Below are 17,076 nucleotides of genomic sequence, written 5' to 3' on the forward strand. Positions count from 1 at the left end.
CCTTCAGCCAGGCGGCGTCCTATCCGGATATCCGCATCCTGGAGTATCGGGGAGTGACGGCGCTCGATGTGACGGCGGGCGCGAGCGGAAGCAGCGCGACAGCGAGCAGCGGCGCTGCGACGACGACCAGCGCGAATGAGCTGATCTTCGGAGCGGACCTGGTGGCGACGGCGACAGCGGCGGCGGGCAGCGGGTTTACATCGCGGATCATCACCACGCCGGATGAAGATATCGCGGAAGACAAGACGGTGACCACGGCAGGCAGCAACAGCGCGACGGCGGCGTTAACCTCGGCCGGCGCGTGGGTCATGCAGATGGTGACCTTCTCAGCCGCATCCGTTCCAGCGCCAACGGTGAGCAGCGTGAGTCCGAACAGCGGCTCGACCGGCGGCGGCACAGCGGTGACCATTACCGGGACGAACTTCGCCTCGGGGGCAACGGTGACCTTCGGCACAGCAGCCGCAACGAACGTGGTGGTGGTGAGCAGCACGACCATCACGGCGACCGCGCCCGCGGGCAGCGCCGGAGCGGCGACGGTGACCGTGACCAACGCGAGCGGCCAGAGCGGCAGCCTGACTGGTGGCTTCACTTACACCGCTGGTCCGGCGGTAAGCAGTGTGAGTCCCAGCAGCGGTGTGGCATCAGGCGGCACAGCGGTGACGATCACTGGACTGGATTTCGCCGTGGGCGCAACGGTGACGTTCGGCGGCTCGGCAGCGGCGAACGTGGTGGTGGTGAACAGCACGACGATCACCGCAACCGCACCGGCGGGCAGCGCCGGAGCAGCAACCGTGACGGTGACGAATTCTGGCGGCCAGAGCGGCAGCCTGTCTGCTGCGTTTACTTATGTAGGCCAGCCAACGGTGAGCAGCGTGAGTCCGAACAGCGGTTCGAATTCGGGCGGCACCGCGGTGACCATTACGGGCACGAACTTTGCGGCGGGCGCAGCGGTGAAGTTCGGCACAGCGGCCGCAACGAACGTAGTGGTGGTCAACAGCACGACCATCACCGCGACCACGCCCGCAGGCAGCGCCGGAGCGTCGACAGTGACGGTGACCAACAGCGTCGGTTCGCAGAGCGGAAGCCTGGCCAGCGGCTTTACCTATGTAGTTAGCTCCGGAATCACCGCTCCCGCCGCCTTCGCTGGCGCGCTTGCGGGGACTACCGTTCCGACCTATGTCACCGGGCAGGAATACCTTAACGCGAATGCTGGTACATCCTTTACATCATCGGCCTTCAACAGTACCGGGGCAGATCTACTCCTTATGTTCCTGGGGTGTCATAACAACACGATCTTTACGATCACCGACAGCTACGGTAATACATGGCTCCCTTTGGTCGGGCCAGCTTACAAAGTCGCACTTGAAAATTATCCGATGGAAGGTGAATTCTTTTACGCTCCCAATGCAACAACTGGAAGCAGTCATACGATAACCGTCGGACTCAGCCAGTCCGAGCCTCTGGTAATGTCGATCTCCGCATTTTCAGGAGACAATGCCTACTCCCCAATCGATGCCTATAGCTTCATCACTGGGGACAACGGAACAGTCGCTCAAAATATTGTCAGCAGCCCACTGATAACCTCCCAGCCGAACGACCTGCTCCTGGGTATCGTCAAGGGATTTAATGCCAATACCTACACGGCCGGCGCAGGATATACAGCACAGGCGGCTTCCGCAGGAACGAACTTCAATGCCGAGACTGGAAGAGCGCCCAGCGTCGGCAGTTATAACACCAACTTCACGGCTTCCAACAGCGACTTTTGGCAGACCGTCATCGCGGCAATCGCGCCTGCACCAAATGAAGCGACACTCTCCTGGGCCGCGTCGACAGGAGCTGTTATCGCCAACTACCTCATTGAGAGATGTTCGGGCTTGGGATGCTCCAATTTCAGCCAGATCGGCAGCGTCGCCGGTGGCACGCTGACATATACTGACACCTCCATCTCGCCGGGAACCGGGTACAACTACAGGGTTCGCGCCGAAAGCTCGAGCGGAACATTCAGTGGATATTCCAATGTCCTGGCGCTCACTCCAGTGATGCCGCATATCGTATCGAATTTCGCCGCCACCGCGGCAAGAAACCTGTCGTGGGATGCAGCGGCCGAAAATGGAGGCTCGATCAGCCAGTATTCGATTGAGAGGTGTACTGGAACTGGCTGCTCCAGCTTCGCCCAGATTGCCGCCACATCCAGCACGTCCTATACTGATGCCTCGGCAGTTGCTAACACAGCCTACAGCTACCGAGTTCGAGCCGAAGATGCCAACAGTGTTTATGGTCCTTACTCTGTAGTCTCGGCGGTCAGCATTCCGGCGGGATTTGACAACGCGGCGGACGGCGGGAATAACGGCGGAAGCACCGCATCGCTCACCTATTCGTATACTGTTGGAACAAATTCGAACCGGCTCCTACTCGTCGACTTAGTCGGCGACACCTCAGTGGACGACATCTCATCTGTCGCCTATGCCGGATCGCCAATGACCCTGGTCACGAAGCTCCAGACCCCGGGCCAAAGATGGCATTATCTTTATTATCTATTGAGTCCCGCGTCAGGCGCGAATAACATCGCTATCGCCTCGGCGAGCGCTCATTACCTGATATCGGAAGCATCATCATGGTTCAATATCGCGCAATCGGCTCAACCGATGGCATACACCACGAACACAGCGACCCAGAGTGGACAGGGCTCCGGCGTATCTATCATCACATCCTTGCCGGCCAGTTCCAGCAATGCAATTGTTCTGGAGGGTATCTGGTCGCCGCTTGGCGTTCTTCCTAGCACCGGATCTTCTCAATTGGTGGTCGATTCAGCCTTCCAAAGTCTCGGATTGTTCTCGAGCATTCCATCTCCGGTCACACCGGCTTTCCCGGTTTCGATGGAAAACACATGGGGTGGACAGGACTCAGCCTCCACCATCATGGCATCGTTCTCTCTCACGCCCAGCGGAACCCCGGCCATAACCTACGACAACGCGGCCGACGGTGGAAACAACGGCGGGTCATCAACATCGCTCACCTATTCTTATACCGTTGGAATTGGCGCCAACCGGCTGCTCATCGTCAATGTGGTCGGCGATACATCAGTAGACGACATATCCTCCATAACCTATGCCGGCGTTCAGCTCACCTTGGTAGGAAAAGTACAAGCGCCATCGAACAGATGGGAATACCTCTACTACCTGTTAAATCCAGCCAGTGGAGCCAATAACATTGTTGTCACCGCGGGTAGCTCGCATTACCTTATCTCGCAGGCGTCGTCCTGGTCCAACATAAGGCAAACGTCCGAGCCGGATGCTCTCACAACGAATACGGCTTCAGCTACGAGTACATCTCTCACTACATCCTTGACAACTTCTGCTGCTGGGGCGCTCGTCGTGGAAGGGGCATGGTCGTATAGCCATCTGACTCCTGGAGCAGGTTCAAGCCCCATTCTTATCGATGCAGCATTTAATGGAGCAGGGATTTTCGCAGGCAGCGCATCCCCAGTTTCTCCCGCCGGAAGTGTCAGCATGACAACTCTCTCGGATGGCACGCTGCCCACGGGTGTCGTTATGGCCTCGTTCGCACCCGCGCAGTAGATTAAAAATGCAAACGGAGTTGATATGACACGATACGGGCTACTTTACCTGTTGCTTGGATCTCTCTCTTGGGGGCAGTTGGCGAGAGAGGCATCAACAACGCCATCGACTCAGCCCACCGCCGGCTCGGCTCCGGCCAATGTGGAGACTACTTCCAGAGATCGAAGCCTCGCACAGAAAACAAATGTTGGACCCGATAAACCGTTGATCACGATAGCCGGCCTCTGTGATAAGCGCCCAAAGGGCAATGCCAAGGCCACCAATTGTGAAACCGTGATAACCCGGGCTCAATTCGAAAAAATAATTGCAGCAGTCCAACCTAATATGCCGGCACGCGCTCGCCGAGAGTTCGCACTGCATTACGCCGATGCTCTGGTAATGACCAAGAAGGCCGAGCAAATGGGCCTGGACAAAGGGGAAAACTATGAAGAACAGATTCGCATCGCTCGCATCGAAGTATTATCCAACGACTTCAAAAAAGTGATGCAAGCGAAAACTTCACAAATTTCCGACCAGGATCTCCAGGACTATTATCAAAAAAACACGGCGCGGTTTGAGAGGGCAGAAGTAGATAGAATCTATGTTCCAAGAGCTCAACAGTTGCCGTTGGCCGGCGAAGAGAAGCTGCCTGATGTCGACAGACAAAGACTCTCCCAAGAGTCTGAGCGAATCATGAGGACAGAAGCTGACGATCTACGTGCACGCGCCGCCGCGGGAGAAGATTTTGCCAAACTTCAGGCGGATGCTTACCTTGCCGCGGGAATTAAGAGCGCTGCGCCCAATACTGCCATGGAGATCAGGCGCACCTCGCTGCCGCCTAGCCAAATCTCGGTTATGGATTTGAAGTCTGGCGAAATTTCCGTCGTCCTTCGAGACCCGAATGGATATGCCATTTATCGAATCAAGGCCAAGTATGCAATTTCCCTGGAGCAGGCTCGGGATGAAATCAAAGCAACTCTGCGTTCTCTAAGAATGCAGGACGAAATGCAAGATATCGAAGACTCTGTAACTCCTACGCTTGACGCAAGCTATTTCTTGCGATAGCCGTTTTATTACTAACAAGTCGGGCGCTCCAAACCTCAAATATCAACCCTACAACATCGGACAACTTATAACGTCATGATTATTCCCGTCATACAAGCCACACAAGGCTATCAGCTAAAATCCCAAATAGAAAAGCGCGAAGCAAAAGTCGGAGTCATAGGTCTCGGTTACGTTGGGCTGCCACTGTCACTCCTGTATGTGGGGGAAGGTTTCCCCGTCACCGGATTTGACATCGACCAGCGCAAGATCGATTCGCTCACCGAAGGGAAATCCTATATCTATCGAATCGCGACCGAAGAAATTCAGGAGGCGCGAGCGAAGGAATTTGCGGCAACATCCGAATTTCAACGTTTGGCAGAGATGGATGCCATCATTATCTGCGTTCCGACGCCGCTCAATGAGCATCAGGGGCCGGACACAAGCTTCATCATCAATACTGCCCGTGCGATCGCGCCGCACTTGCGAGCTGGTCAGTTGGTGATTCTGGAAAGCACGACATACCCAGGGACGACGGAGGAACTCCTTGTACCAATTCTCGAAAGAGAGAATCAGAAGGGATTGAAGGCGGCTCGGCACGACGTTACATCTGAAACGGCCGGAGAGTTCTTCGTTGCTTTTTCCCCGGAGCGGGAGGATCCCGGAAATACCACCGTCGCTCGCCGTGACATTCCGAAGATAGTAGGCGGTTTGGATCCGCAAGCCGCAGAGCTTGCTGCAAGCCTCTACGGAGCGATATTCAATCGTGTCGTGCAGGTCTCTTCACCGGCGGCAGCGGAGATGACGAAACTGCTGGAAAACATTTATCGATGCGTGAATATCGCCCTGGTCAACGAATTGAAACTCCTATGCTTGCGCATGGGACTGGATATATGGGAAGTGATCGATGCAGCGGCAACCAAGCCCTTCGGATATCAGCCCTTCTACCCGGGCCCTGGATTAGGCGGCCATTGCATACCGATCGATCCGTTCTATCTTTCCTGGAAGGCGAAAGAGTTTGACTTCTGCACACGGTTCATCGAACTTGCGGGAGAAATCAACGTCGGGATGCCTTACCACGTCGTCGCTTCTCTGGCGGCCGCGCTAAACAAGCAGAAGAAGGCTCTGAACGGAGCACACGTCATGTTGCTGGGTGTGGCCTACAAGAAGGACATCGACGACCTTCGAGAGTCACCGGCGTTGACGATTATTGAGCTATTACGGAAGGAAGGAGTGACAATCAGTTATAACGATCCTTATATTCCATCCATTGGCAAAGGGCGTAAATATGATTTACAGATGAGCTGTGCGCCACTGGATCATCTTGAAGAATACGACTGCGTTTTGATTGTCACTGACCATTCCAGCTATGACTACGGCTCAATTGTAGAGGAATCGCAATTGGTGGTTGACACACGGAATGCGACCAGGGGAATTCTAAGTCCGAAAATAGTGCGTTGTTAGATTGAATTCGATTCCCAGATGCCTCGGCGTTATGCGTTCTCTGATTTCAAGCTCGAACTAACCATGTTGGTCAATAAATAGTTTCCTCGTCGCGACAGCAATCGGTTGCCGGCGTCTTCGGATGGCTTCGTCTATCGCCGTTCGATCATAAAAAATAAACTACTAAAAAAATATTCTCGTGCAGTCAAATGAGACATCGATTGCCCGTTTATTACATGTTCATTTTAGTTTGCAGCAGGTATAGTTTTGTTGTTCGTTAGTTGATCAAAACATAAACTCCTCCTTGATTCGCGAATAGCCCGACCTGGATGTCATTGCAGAAGTGATGCTCGGAACTATGGAGAATAGGGTGCAGACTTCTTTCGTAAATTCACACGTCGCGGCTTCGGATAAATCGCCGGAAGAGTTGGTAGTTTCGTACTCGGCCTATGGTGTTCGAGTCGGGCTGGCAACCACAGAGACACTCGCTCGCTATCTCCCGACCCCGTTGATCCCGGGCGGTGAAGCCGATTATTCCGTCGACTCCTCGCCCGTGATATTCGGCTTCGGAGAAACGCAATCTGCCGACGGGAGAACGCAGTTTGTAGTGAGCGAGAACGGAGTTCGGCTGTCATGGTGCGCTGACGTTGAGATCGCGGCGCGTACCCTGGAATCGCGTGTTCATCAATATGTGGCCGCGAATGCCCAGCAGTTTGTTTTCGTGCATGCCGGCGTTGTCTCGTGGAAAGGAAAGGCAGTTCTTCTGCCCGGGAGATCGCGCAGCGGCAAGAGCACTATGGTCATGGGCCTTGTCAATGCAGGGGCCACTTACTATTCAGATGAATACGCGGTGATCGATGCCTTGGGATACGTTCATGCATTCCAACGACCGCTGCGACTGCGGCCGGATGTTGCGAGAACAGGATATTTTGAAGGTAATTGGGCGTATAACGACTCGTTGCTGCCTTTGCCAGTGGGATTAGTCTTGTGCACCAAGTTTGACCAGACTGGAGTCTGGCAACCCCGCCTCCTGACCGAAGGTGAAACTTTATTAGCGTTGCTCCAAAATACGGTAGCAGTTCGACAACAGGCTGAACTCTCGATTCATGCACTGAAGAACGCAGTGGTTTCGGCCATAGGCTTGGAATCGGATCGAGGGGATGCGGGTTACGCAACGCAACACATAGTTCGATCTATCGACCAGAGCACGATCGAAGATAGATAGAGATAGACCATCACAAAAATGGACGGAGGGATACCAAATGAATAATCCACGCGCGATTCGAGACAATATCTTCACTGAGAGCTTGGCTAACGAAACTATTCTCTACGATAAAGCTAATCATCGGGCCCATAGCCTGAACAAGACAGTAGCGATGGTTTGGGAGGCCGCAGATGGCGACAAATCCATTGATGAGATCGCAGGCATTCTTCACGACCGCTTGGGTATTCCGAAGGATCGCAGTGTTGTACTTCTCGCGCTTGAAGAGTTGGAGACAGCAGGTTTGATCGAAGCACCCATAGACGTGAATCGAATCGCAGAGCACACGTCTCGGCGTGAAGTTATACGGAAACTCGGGCTTGCCGGTGCTTCAGCTGCGCTCGTGCCGTTTGTTGTTTCCGTCGTGGCGCCGACACCTGCCATGGCTAGTTCGCCGGCAGCGGGCAACCCCCAACAATATGTGTCGGAATTGCAGCTGATCGAAGCGGACATCGCGAAAAACGCGAATGCCTATGCGAACAACGCAACGGCTCAGAAAGACCTTAACGCCGCTATCGCCGCAGGCAACCAGGGCCTGGTTGATCAGATCTTGGGCAATAAAGCCGGTGCCCAGGCGCAGTTTACAGCGGCCGCGACGGACTTCAACGGCGTATTGGCTGCGCTTGGACTACCACCTCTCTAATTGGGCGTTGCGGGGATTGAGAAAACATGATCGGCTTCGGAAGTGGCGCGCGTAGACGGATAGTACTTATTGCGATGGCGGGTGTCATCGCTGTGATTCTATTCGTCTGTTGTTTATGGCATTGGAAGCAGACGCGTGCAGCGAAACACGTCACTGTTGCGCTGTCTCCGGCAACCCTGCGTCTGCCTTTTACTTTGCCATGCGCCGTGGATGCTGGAGATGCGAATCCCCTTTATGCCGCGGTCCGCGGGCGGGACCGGACGTTGTTGTTGGATATGGTTGCTCAGCGAAGAGTAATGATGGTCAAGCAGGGAACTCCCGTTGATCTTCTGCCGGCGAGCCAGATCGTCATCGTCTCTCTCTCCCGAGGTGGGCACGGCGGTCTTTCATGCTACATACCGTCCGATATCGTTCCCGTCATCGAGCACCAAATCCCGAGATAGCAGGAATGGCTTTGGGTACTCTCCAAATTGACACGAACTATGTTCGCCAGCATGAGAGTGTGGACGCATACGGGAACTACGAACTACTGCTGAGATGCTTACGGCGGGCTCTTCACACGAATAAAGCCGTTGAATCCGATCTCATAAGTGCTGAGGGAGTCTGTTGGCCAGTCCTCCTCACGCTAGCCCGTCGCCACGACGTGGTTCCTTTACTCGGAATCGGATTACAGAATGTATCTGGTGTTCCTCACCGGGTGCAGCAATGGCTTGAAAACCACTGCAGATCGGTGGTCGCTCAAAATCTCGCTCTTGCCTCCGAATTGAATGACCTATTCGAACTCTTCGAGGAGTCACGACTCACAGCTGTTCCGTTCAAAGGTCCTGTTTGGACTCTAGCGTTGTATGGCAATCTTGCCGCTCGCCAGATTGCTGATTTGGACATCTTTATTGAGAAGTCCCAGGCGGCAGAGCTTTTCAAGCTCTTGATGGATCGGGGCTACGTTCTCTCCGAAAAATCGAAGGCCGTCCCCAGCGAAGAAATTCGCCTCAATTACAAAGATGTTGAGCTGATTCATTCGCAAACGAGTGTGCGTCTGGAACTGCATTGGTCCGCATGCGAACCGTGGTTCGACCAGTATCTTTCCAGTGTGAACCTCTGGGAACCTGCTTCCACCATCACGCTTCTCAAGCGGCAAATGCCGTTGCCCTCCCCGGAGCAGATCTTTTTTCTCCTCGCCCTGCACGGCTTTCGGCACGAATGGGACTCGTTGAAATGGGTCTGTGATATCGCTGCGGCGATCCACACTTTCTCCGAATTAAACTGGAACGCTTTGCTCTCGCATGCGGAGAAACTCTCGCGGAAACGGATGGTACTGGTGCCGTTGGCCTTGGTGCAGCAGCTGTTTGATATGCCGCTTCCAGATTGTGTAGTGGAAGCAATCGCACAAGATCAGACTGTTTCTGTTTTGGCTGGCCAATTGGCAGAAAAATATTGCGAAGCAAGCAATACGATCTCTGCTTCTTCAAATGATCCTGTTGGCAGTATCTCTTGGCGCACCGATGTAGTTCGGATTCGCTCTCGAGAGAGTTTTACAGATCGGATGGGCATGCTGGCAGGGCGATTCAGGCCGACCATGAATGATCGGCAATACATTTTGCCGCGCACCTTGCCCGACTCTCTCTACTGGCTTGTTCGGCCCTTTCGGCTCCTTGCTACTTATGGACCTGCGTCGCTTGTGCAGCTAACCGCGCAACTGATACGCGGAAGATGAATTTCGGGATAGTCACCGCAGCCGCCTCCCGGCGCTCTGCAGATGACATACGCTGTGCCGTAAGAACATTAGATATTCTGTACGGCTTGCGTTAATCAAGGAAGAGCGGTTGTCGTCTGCAGCCATAGAGTCATCGCGCGGCCACTGCATTGCGCATGCTCGGCTCTACTCCTGCTGTATGATCCTGCGCCGCAAAGTGCTCCCGATACCACTCGACCGTCTCCCGAATAGCCTCATCCATCGCATACCGAGGCTTCCAGCCTAGGCGCTCCCGCGCCTTGCTTGCATCCAGATACTGCTCGCGAATCTCCGCGCTCGCGATATTCTGAATCACTGGCACAAGATCTGTCCGCCCCATAATGTTCAGCGTCATCTCTACGGTCTCCAGCACCGTGAGGCGCTGCTCCAGGCTGAAATTGAAAGCTTCGCCTGATATTGATGGATCCTCGGCGAGCCGCTCGCCCAAAGTCATATACGACGCGGCCGCATCCTTTACATACAGAGAATCCCGGACAAACTTTCCGTCACTGCGGATCACAAACCGCTCACCTGCCAGCGTAGCCTTGATTACCCCCGGAAACGTGCGGTTGAAATTCAAATCGCCGCCGCCGAACAGATTTCCACAGCGGGCAATCGCCACACGCAGCCCATAGGTCGCCGCGTACATCTGTGCGATCAAATCGGCGCACGACTTGGACACCTCATAGGGATATCGCCCCTGCAGAGGATGAGTCTCCTTGTAGGGCAACGTGTCACTTTCCCCATAGGCCTTATCCGACGACGCCATCACCACGTTCGAACGCCCTGTCAGGCGGCATGCCTCTAGAACATTCCACGTGCCCATCACGTTGGCCTTGAGGGTTCCCACCGGATCGCGCTTCGCGACCGCTACCAGCGGTTGCGCCGCGATATGAAAAACCGTGTGCGGCTCGTACTCGGCAATTGCGCGCTGCAAAACCGGCAGAGACTCCAGCTCGCCCGGCACAACCGTGATCTCGTTCAACAGCCCTGAGCGAACCAGCATGCTTTTGGGCGTGAGATCTCGCACGAGTGCCACCACCTGCGCGCCGTGACCCACCAGTTCCTTCACCAGCCAGCCACCCATAAGCCCCGTGGCACCCGTCACAAAAACGGTCTTGCCCTTCCAGAATCCCGCCACTCCAACCTCGCGATCTACAATCGCTATTCGAAAGAATAGTTGTCAGAACATTGTAAGAGGTGGTGCGCGAGATGGCCAGGCATTCGGGCCGTCCGATTATCTCCCCTTTGCCGAATCCCACGTCTCGCTATGAGGCTGTCCCTGAAGATTTGCTCAAATGGACGGATGGACGGGCACTGATCGGCACGGGGATCCCTTTTCCTCCCGCTGAAATGAACGGACGAACCTTTCATTTCGCGCAGACCAACAACTCCTAAATTTTTCCTTGGCTGGCACTGGGCATTCTCGCGTCGAAGGCGAAGCATGTCTCTGACGCGATGATCATGACCTCTGCAAAGGCATCGCCGGAGTGGCAGACGAGAAGACCTTCGAACACGAGCTCCGGGCATACATCTGGAAGCCGGTCTATCTTCCGTACGAGCGCCAAAGAGACTGAATGTTGCCTCTCGTTCAACCCTCTCAAGATGGGTCGAGCGAGGTCTACGAGAAGACCAGCAATACCTTAAATGACTGGAAATGGTACGGTGATTTATGGCTACTCAGGAAGTGCATCAGTTGGAACATGTCTCCATCGGTATCGACGTAATTGGCGAGCGCAAGGAATCCGATTCTATGGGCGAGATTGAGGTTCCTGCAAACCACTACTGGGGCGCGCAGACGCAGCGTTCCCTGATCCACTTCGCTATCGGCGATGACCACATGCCGAAGCAGGTCTACCACGCCTACGGCTACGTAAAAAAGGCAGCGGCTCTGGTGAACTCGGCGGCCGGTCGTCTGGAACCGTGGAGGGCTGATGCCATCTCGCACGTCGCTGACGAGATCATCACTGGAAAACTGGACAGCGAGTTTCCACTCTATGTGTGGCAGACCGGCTCAGGCACGCAGTCGAACATGAATGTCAACGAGGTTATCTCCAACCGCGCGATTCAACTGCTTGGCGGAGAACTGGGGAGCAAGGCTCCGATTCACCCCAACGACCATGTCAATATGGCGCAGTCGTCGAACGATACCTTCCCGACAGCGATGCACATCGCCAGCGCTCTTGAGGTCAAGAAGTATCTGTTGCCCAGGGTGGAAGCCCTCGCTGCGGCGATCGAGGAGAAGGCGAAGCAGTGGTATCACGTCGTCAAGATCGGCCGCACGCATCTGGAAGACGCCGTGCCCCTCACGGTAGGTCAGGAGTGGTCGGGCTACGCTGTTCAGCTTCGCGATTCGGCTCGTTTGATCGATTACTCCCTGCATGGAATCTATGAGCTGGCGGCGGGCGGGACAGCGGTTGGAACCGGACTCAATGCTCCTCCTCAATTTGCGGAAGAGATCGCGGCAAAGATTGCTGATCTGACAGGGTTGCCCTTTATTACGGCACCGAATAAGTTTGCGGCGCAAGGTTCGCTTGACGCCATGGTCAATGCACATGCTGCGCTGCGCTCGCTCGCGGTTGCGCTCATGAAGATTGCCAACGATATGCGCTGGCTTGCCTCTGGGCCACGCTGCGGGCTTGGTGAACTGATACTCCCAGCGAACGAACCCGGATCTTCCATCATGCCCGGCAAAGTGAACCCGACCCAATGTGAAGCCATGGTCATGATCTGCATCCAGGTCATCGGCGATGACTCGGCGGTAGCGTTCGCGGGCTCGCAAGGCAACTTCGAGTTGAATGCGATGCGCCCCATCATCATCAACAACTTCCTTCATTCGGCGCGCATTCTGGCTGACGGGTGCGAGAAGTTTAGAGTTTTTTCGGTCGAAGGAACCACGCTGAATGAAAAGCGCATCGCGAACTTTGTGCAGAACTCGCTGATGCTTGTGACCGCGCTCAGTCCGGTCATCGGCTACGACAAGGCATCGAAGATCGCGCACAAGGCTCTTGATGAAGAGACAACTCTCAAGCAGGCGGCGCTGGCAACCGGCTGGATCGACGAGAAGACCTTCGACCAGGTTGTCGATCCGAAGAAAATGGTCTTTCCCAACGACTAGCCCTTTTCAGCCTGTATGGACGATGGGGATGAAGTCCTCATCGTCCATACAGGCTGTGTCACCTGCAATTCATGCCCTACTGGCATCTTGATCTCCTTTTGAGTAATGAAACGTTCATGACCGTGCGAAATACGTATGTTTTGACTCTCTTCCTGGTGGCACTATTCGGAGCCATCGCTCCCGCGCGCTCCCAGACCACGAAGGAGGAGACGTTGGGCGGCCCTGATAGCCGTGAAATTGGACAAGGTCCTCATGGCCACCTCTTTGGAGATTGGGGAGGCGAGCGAACTAGCCTGGCAGAAAAGGGCGTCAATTTCGACTTCCAGTACATCAGCGATTTCTTGTGGAATATCAAGAGCGTGCAGAAGGAACGGCTCGCCGCGTTTGACCGAGTTCGCGGCACCGTCGATATCGACTTCGGTTCTTTGATCGGTCAGGACGGGCTGTACTTCCATGCGACCGCGCTTTGGCAGGGCGGAGCAATTCTCGGCAATTACCTGGGTTTGCTGACGAGCCCGAGCGGCTTGTCGAGCGGAAATACCTTTCGCCTTGACTCGTGGTGGCTGGAAAAGCGGATCAGGGACGAGCACGTAGCGATACGCATCGGACAGTTTGCGGGTCAAGACTTTTACGGGGCTCAACACTATGCCGCGTCCTACATCTTCGAGCCGTTGGGGTATGCACTCGGTAATCTGTCGACGACCTTCGAGAGCTTCGATCCGCCTTCGACCCCGGCAATGGAGCTTCGCGTCATTCCAATTCAACACTTCTATGTAAAGTCTATGGTGCTGGCAGCCGACCGATTCCAGTACGCACACAACCCGACCGGCCTGGTTCCCCAGTTTCGCGGTGCGCCGATGAGCATCTCGGAGATCGGCTTCAGCCCCGGCAAGAACGCAACTACAGCACGAGCATTCGATAACGTCGAGGGTCGCAAGGGATACTCCGGGCTCTACCGTTTTGGCGCCGCATACAATCCAGGCAAATTCACAAACCCCACGAGCACTACCTTACGTTCGGGCAACTACCTTCTCTATTGGATGGCAAACCAGGCCCTCTGGCGCGCAGATCCGCGCGAGGCGAGAGGACTCGACGGAACGGTCTCTTACGATTGGAGTCCTGCCGACGTGAACCACGAAGACCGTCAGTTGACAGCCGGTCTTCGCTTCAACGAGCCGTTACCTGTCCCTTTTCACAACACGATGTCGCTGGGGTATGTCCGAACTAGCCAGAGCTCCAACTTTGTTTCCATGGGCATGCCTGCGTGGAAGCCGGAGTACGGCGTCGAGTTCAACAGTCTGCTCGATGTGCTCCCCATGATGTATGTGCAGCCGGTGATTCAGTACTACGCGAACGTGGGCGGCGGTGTTCAACGTGCGGTGGTCTTTGGGTTTCGAACCAAGATCGAATTCTGACAGCGCAGGTCAGATCTCAAATAAAGTTGTCTTTCCAAAGTTTAAGGATATTTCAGAGGTAAGAAAGGTTTTTGATGAACATTGCGGGATTGGTCGGAGCTCTGCTCCCCGTGTTCTTCGTTCTCGCCCTTGGGTACGTCGCGGGGAAGCGCCACGCCTTCGATGTTATTCAGGCGGCGGGATTCAGCAAACTAGCACTTGGGTTTGCCTTGCCCGCTGCCTTGTTCGTCAGTATGACGGATATCCGGAGAGATCTTCTTTTGCAACAGGGAAGACTTGTGCTTGCTTTATTACTGGCGCATGTTGGGCTCTTCCTGATTGCTCTGCTTGTTCTACGGCGCATCGAGTCTTTGAAGGGGGCCGGCGCTATTATCTGCGCTCTGATGCTATCCAGCTCGGCAACTCCTGTCTTTGGGATCGCTGTGCTTCAACCGCTCCTAGGAGATACAAGCGCGGGAACCGTGGGTCTCGTCGCTCTGGCGATCAATCTTGTGATGCCGATGGCGATCATCTTTCTGGAGATTAACGGCGCAACGACAATTGCGAGCGCTCCAGGAAAAGCACCTCAATCTTCACCTGCGATCGGGGGACTCAAAGCAGGACTCAAGTCTCCTCTGTTGTGGGCTCCGGTACTTGGAATTCTCGTCGTGCTCATCGGCTTCCACATTCCGGTGGCAGTCGCCAGCTCTTTCGAGATGATTGGCTCGGCGACCTCAGGAGTAGCCGTCTTTACCGTAGGTCTTACATTGGCTGCTCACGAGTTCCACCTGTCGAAGATGGTACTTCTCGGGACGCTAGGCCGCATAACAGTGCAGACCGCGGTTCTCTTCGCGCTCTTTCAATTGCTGCAGGTGAGCAGTCCTTTTGCCCGCGAGGCTCTTGTTTGTACCAGCTTCCCCATGGCAACCGCCGTTGTGCTGTTCGCTGCAAAATATAAAGCCCTCGAAGCCGAAGCAGCATCCATTCTGCTTCTCTCGACAGTTTCGCTTTTAATTACTGTTCCTATAACGATGGCGCTCGGTCGGTAGAGAGGCTCAATCTCTCGCGCCGCGGATACCTTAACCGAAAGGATTGCAACGAAGGATTTTGATATGCCAATGCTGAATATCCCAATTCCACGATCGCTCGAAATAGCCCTCGCTAATCAGGCCCGCAGCACAGGACAGTCCGTTGCGCAGCTCGTCTCCAGCACACTCGCTCACTGCTTGAACGTGCCGTTGCACACGCTCTTTCAGGTATCCACCTCCGGGGCCCTGGTGAAGGGAGTATATGAGGGGGCGGTATCCGCCGGTGTCCTCAAGCAGCATGGAAACTTCGGCCTCGGAACGTTTGAGGATCTCGATGGAGAGATGGCCATCCTGGACGGTCACATCTACCAGGCAAAGGGAGACGGCACGGTCGTCGAAGTTCCTCTTTCATCTCTGGATGGCGCGGCACCTCTATAGCTTTCGGGCGCGGCAGGTTCTAATCAGCAATGGCCAGCAGACGCTTGGCGTCGCCCTTCCCTGGGCGATCGCCGCCACACTTGTCCGTCCAGCCGAAAAGGTTCTGTCAATCTCAGGCGATGGAGGGTTTCTCTTTTCGGCAATGGAGTTGGAGACCGCGGTGCGGCTCCAGTCGCATCTCGTCCATATGATCTGGATCGATGGCTCATACGACATGGTGGCCGTACAAGAAGAGAAGAAATATGGCCGCGGTTCCGGCATCGAGTTCGGCCCCGTCGATCCCGTGAAGTATGCGGATGCATTCGGTGCAACAGGTCTGATGATTCAGACACCGGATCAGATCGAGCCGGTGCTGAAGCAGACATTCGATACACCCGGACCTGTTCTAGTGGGTGTACACGTCGATTATCGCGACAATCACAGACTGTTTGAATCAGTGGATGAACGAACAATCAAGTAGTGATGTGGGCAGGACTCTTAGTTGGGATCTTGGGCAGCGTCGAGCGGACCCGGAGCTGCTCAAGAAATTTCACGTAACCCCTGAATAAATGATCCATTCAACGATGTGAGGGTTCGAGATAACTAGAAGACAAAAACTGGACGATTTCAGTCACGGGAAGCAGAGCAAACGATCCCCAAAAAACTCGAATCAGACAAAGAGACTCATGTCCCATTTGTGCGGGTTGCGGAAAGGTATCTCGACGAGATGATCACGATGGAGTGCCGGACCTCACTGGCATCCTCCGATGCACCGTCTGCGGGCACGAGCGCCCACTGAACGTGCAACTCCTCGCCAAGGATGATCCACCGTTAGCCCCTTAGCCTGTAAGGGAAAGTTGCTGCTGTTTGAGCGCCGAATCGGTTTGCAGCCGTATACGGACAAGCGATGCCGGAGTCGAAGAGGGAAGCGAACGGAAAAGTCGTCACGATGGTGCTCAAGCCGCTAAAGGCTTCGGCATGGCCTGATAAGTAACGTTTTCTTATTGGGAGTCAGTGGGAGTAAATCCGATTTTGAGATTTTCTCTAAACCACTGGTTTGATTGGTTGCGGGGGCTCGCAACGCTCTGAGGCGCAAAATCTCGTTTCAAATGTGATGTCGCTCTGTAAGTCGTTACGTATGAAAGGTTTAGGATGACTTTCTGCAGTATATAGAGACTGATCTAAATCACGGCTACCGCGACAGCTGAGCAAAGCTTGTGCACTTTGCACAGCTATTCCAACTAGGGCGTGTTAACACTATCTGAGAGCTTCGACGATGAGAGCGAAGGAGACGAAGGCGAGGAAGATGCAGTCTAGTTTCTCGAAGCGGGAGAAGATTCTGCGGAAGCCTTTCAGCCTTCGGAACAAGCGTTCGATTTCGTTGCGTTTTCTGTAGAGTGCCCGGTCGTAGCGCCAGGGATCGACGCGATTGGATTTAGGCG

At 54.8% G+C, this 17,076-nt stretch carries 14 protein-coding genes and 1 pseudogene; 13 read left to right on the forward strand and 2 right to left on the reverse strand.

The features are described from left to right. From XX99_RS21150 to XX99_RS21180, 7 genes are all read left to right on the forward strand, one after another. Positions 1–3,578 (forward strand): beta strand repeat-containing protein (locus XX99_RS21150; RefSeq protein ID WP_197081924.1); only part of this gene is annotated, 3,578 nt, incomplete at its 5' end. 24 nt (positions 3,579–3,602) lie between these two features. Next, positions 3,603–4,622 carry a peptidylprolyl isomerase gene (locus XX99_RS21155; RefSeq protein ID WP_082125798.1) on the forward strand — a complete coding sequence of 340 codons (1,020 nt, stop codon included), beginning with the start codon at positions 3,603–3,605 and terminating at the stop codon, positions 4,620–4,622. A 75-nt stretch (positions 4,623–4,697) separates the two neighbouring features. Continuing rightward, positions 4,698–6,062, forward strand: a complete 1,365-nt coding sequence (locus XX99_RS21160) for a nucleotide sugar dehydrogenase (RefSeq protein ID WP_050061420.1) — start codon at positions 4,698–4,700, stop codon at positions 6,060–6,062. A 349-nt stretch (positions 6,063–6,411) separates the two neighbouring features. After that, complete coding sequence (locus tag XX99_RS21165; RefSeq protein WP_050061421.1) at positions 6,412–7,266, forward strand: hypothetical protein; 855 nt, start codon at positions 6,412–6,414, stop codon at positions 7,264–7,266. A 37-nt stretch (positions 7,267–7,303) separates the two neighbouring features. Beyond that, positions 7,304–7,945 (forward strand): PqqD family protein, encoded by a 642-nt coding sequence (locus tag XX99_RS21170; protein ID WP_050061422.1) that lies wholly within the window; start codon positions 7,304–7,306, stop codon positions 7,943–7,945. Positions 7,946–8,019: 74 nt separating this feature from the next. Next, on the forward strand, positions 8,020–8,388 hold the full coding sequence (locus tag XX99_RS28180; RefSeq protein ID WP_184085344.1) for a hypothetical protein: 369 nt from the start codon (positions 8,020–8,022) through the stop codon (positions 8,386–8,388). 5 nt (positions 8,389–8,393) lie between these two features. Next, positions 8,394–9,659, forward strand: coding sequence for a nucleotidyltransferase domain-containing protein (locus XX99_RS21180; protein WP_231581545.1), 1,266 nt, complete (start codon positions 8,394–8,396; stop codon positions 9,657–9,659). A 130-nt stretch (positions 9,660–9,789) separates the two neighbouring features. Here the strand turns inward: XX99_RS21180 and XX99_RS21185 are convergent, their stop codons facing one another. Beyond that, positions 9,790–10,818 (reverse strand): GDP-mannose 4,6-dehydratase, encoded by a 1,029-nt coding sequence (locus XX99_RS21185; protein WP_082125800.1) that lies wholly within the window; start codon positions 10,816–10,818, stop codon positions 9,790–9,792. Positions 10,819–10,880: 62 nt separating this feature from the next. Here XX99_RS21185 and XX99_RS27825 point away from each other — a divergent pair, with 62 nt between their 5' ends. The 6 genes from XX99_RS27825 (at position 10,881) to XX99_RS21215 (ending at position 16,115) form a co-directional block, all read left to right on the forward strand. Continuing rightward, on the forward strand, positions 10,881–11,075 hold the full coding sequence (locus tag XX99_RS27825) for a malic enzyme-like NAD(P)-binding protein (protein WP_331386723.1): 195 nt from the start codon (positions 10,881–10,883) through the stop codon (positions 11,073–11,075). A gap of 274 nt (positions 11,076–11,349) precedes the next feature. Continuing rightward, a complete protein-coding gene (gene fumC, locus XX99_RS21195; RefSeq protein ID WP_050061426.1) occupies positions 11,350–12,795 on the forward strand; it encodes a class II fumarate hydratase in 1,446 nt (481 codons plus the stop codon). A gap of 116 nt (positions 12,796–12,911) precedes the next feature. Continuing rightward, positions 12,912–14,210: a carbohydrate porin gene (locus tag XX99_RS21200; RefSeq protein WP_050061427.1), complete on the forward strand. Its 1,299-nt coding sequence runs from the start codon at positions 12,912–12,914 to the stop codon at positions 14,208–14,210. A 74-nt stretch (positions 14,211–14,284) separates the two neighbouring features. Further along, on the forward strand, positions 14,285–15,238 hold the full coding sequence (locus tag XX99_RS21205; RefSeq protein WP_050061428.1) for an AEC family transporter: 954 nt from the start codon (positions 14,285–14,287) through the stop codon (positions 15,236–15,238). Positions 15,239–15,301: 63 nt separating this feature from the next. Then, the gene (locus XX99_RS21210; RefSeq protein ID WP_197081926.1) at positions 15,302–15,655 is read left to right on the forward strand and encodes an acetolactate decarboxylase; all 354 of its coding nucleotides are present in this window, start codon (positions 15,302–15,304) and stop codon (positions 15,653–15,655) included. Further along, positions 15,636–16,115, forward strand: a complete 480-nt coding sequence (locus XX99_RS21215; protein WP_050061430.1) for a thiamine pyrophosphate-dependent enzyme — start codon at positions 15,636–15,638, stop codon at positions 16,113–16,115. Before XX99_RS21210 ends, XX99_RS21215 begins: the two co-directional genes overlap by 20 nt. A 776-nt stretch (positions 16,116–16,891) precedes the next feature. Here XX99_RS21215 and XX99_RS21220 read toward each other — a convergent pair. Further along, positions 16,892–17,076: pseudogene (locus tag XX99_RS21220) on the reverse strand (IS5-like element ISCARN85 family transposase); the annotation flags it as partial.

It is taken from the genome of Silvibacterium bohemicum (assembly GCF_001006305.1).
Taxonomy (GTDB): Bacteria; Acidobacteriota; Terriglobia; order Terriglobales; family Acidobacteriaceae; genus Silvibacterium; species Silvibacterium bohemicum.

Bases quoted from the DNA above. Each gene is read 5' to 3' on its own strand.
- XX99_RS21155 (WP_082125798.1), top strand. From the start codon at position 3,603: ATGACACGATACGGGCTACTTTACCTGTTGCTTGGATCTCTCTCTTGG.
- XX99_RS21180 (WP_231581545.1), top strand. From the start codon at position 8,394: ATGGCTTTGGGTACTCTCCAAATTGACACGAACTATGTTCGCCAGCAT.
- XX99_RS21200 (WP_050061427.1), top strand. From the start codon at position 12,912: ATGACCGTGCGAAATACGTATGTTTTGACTCTCTTCCTGGTGGCACTA.
- XX99_RS21160 (WP_050061420.1), top strand. From the start codon at position 4,698: ATGATTATTCCCGTCATACAAGCCACACAAGGCTATCAGCTAAAATCC.
- XX99_RS21170 (WP_050061422.1), top strand. From the start codon at position 7,304: ATGAATAATCCACGCGCGATTCGAGACAATATCTTCACTGAGAGCTTG.
- XX99_RS21215 (WP_050061430.1), top strand. From the start codon at position 15,636: ATGGCGCGGCACCTCTATAGCTTTCGGGCGCGGCAGGTTCTAATCAGC.
- fumC (WP_050061426.1), top strand. From the start codon at position 11,350: ATGGCTACTCAGGAAGTGCATCAGTTGGAACATGTCTCCATCGGTATC.
- XX99_RS21205 (WP_050061428.1), top strand. From the start codon at position 14,285: ATGAACATTGCGGGATTGGTCGGAGCTCTGCTCCCCGTGTTCTTCGTT.
- XX99_RS28180 (WP_184085344.1), top strand. From the start codon at position 8,020: ATGGCGGGTGTCATCGCTGTGATTCTATTCGTCTGTTGTTTATGGCAT.
- XX99_RS21210 (WP_197081926.1), top strand. From the start codon at position 15,302: ATGCCAATGCTGAATATCCCAATTCCACGATCGCTCGAAATAGCCCTC.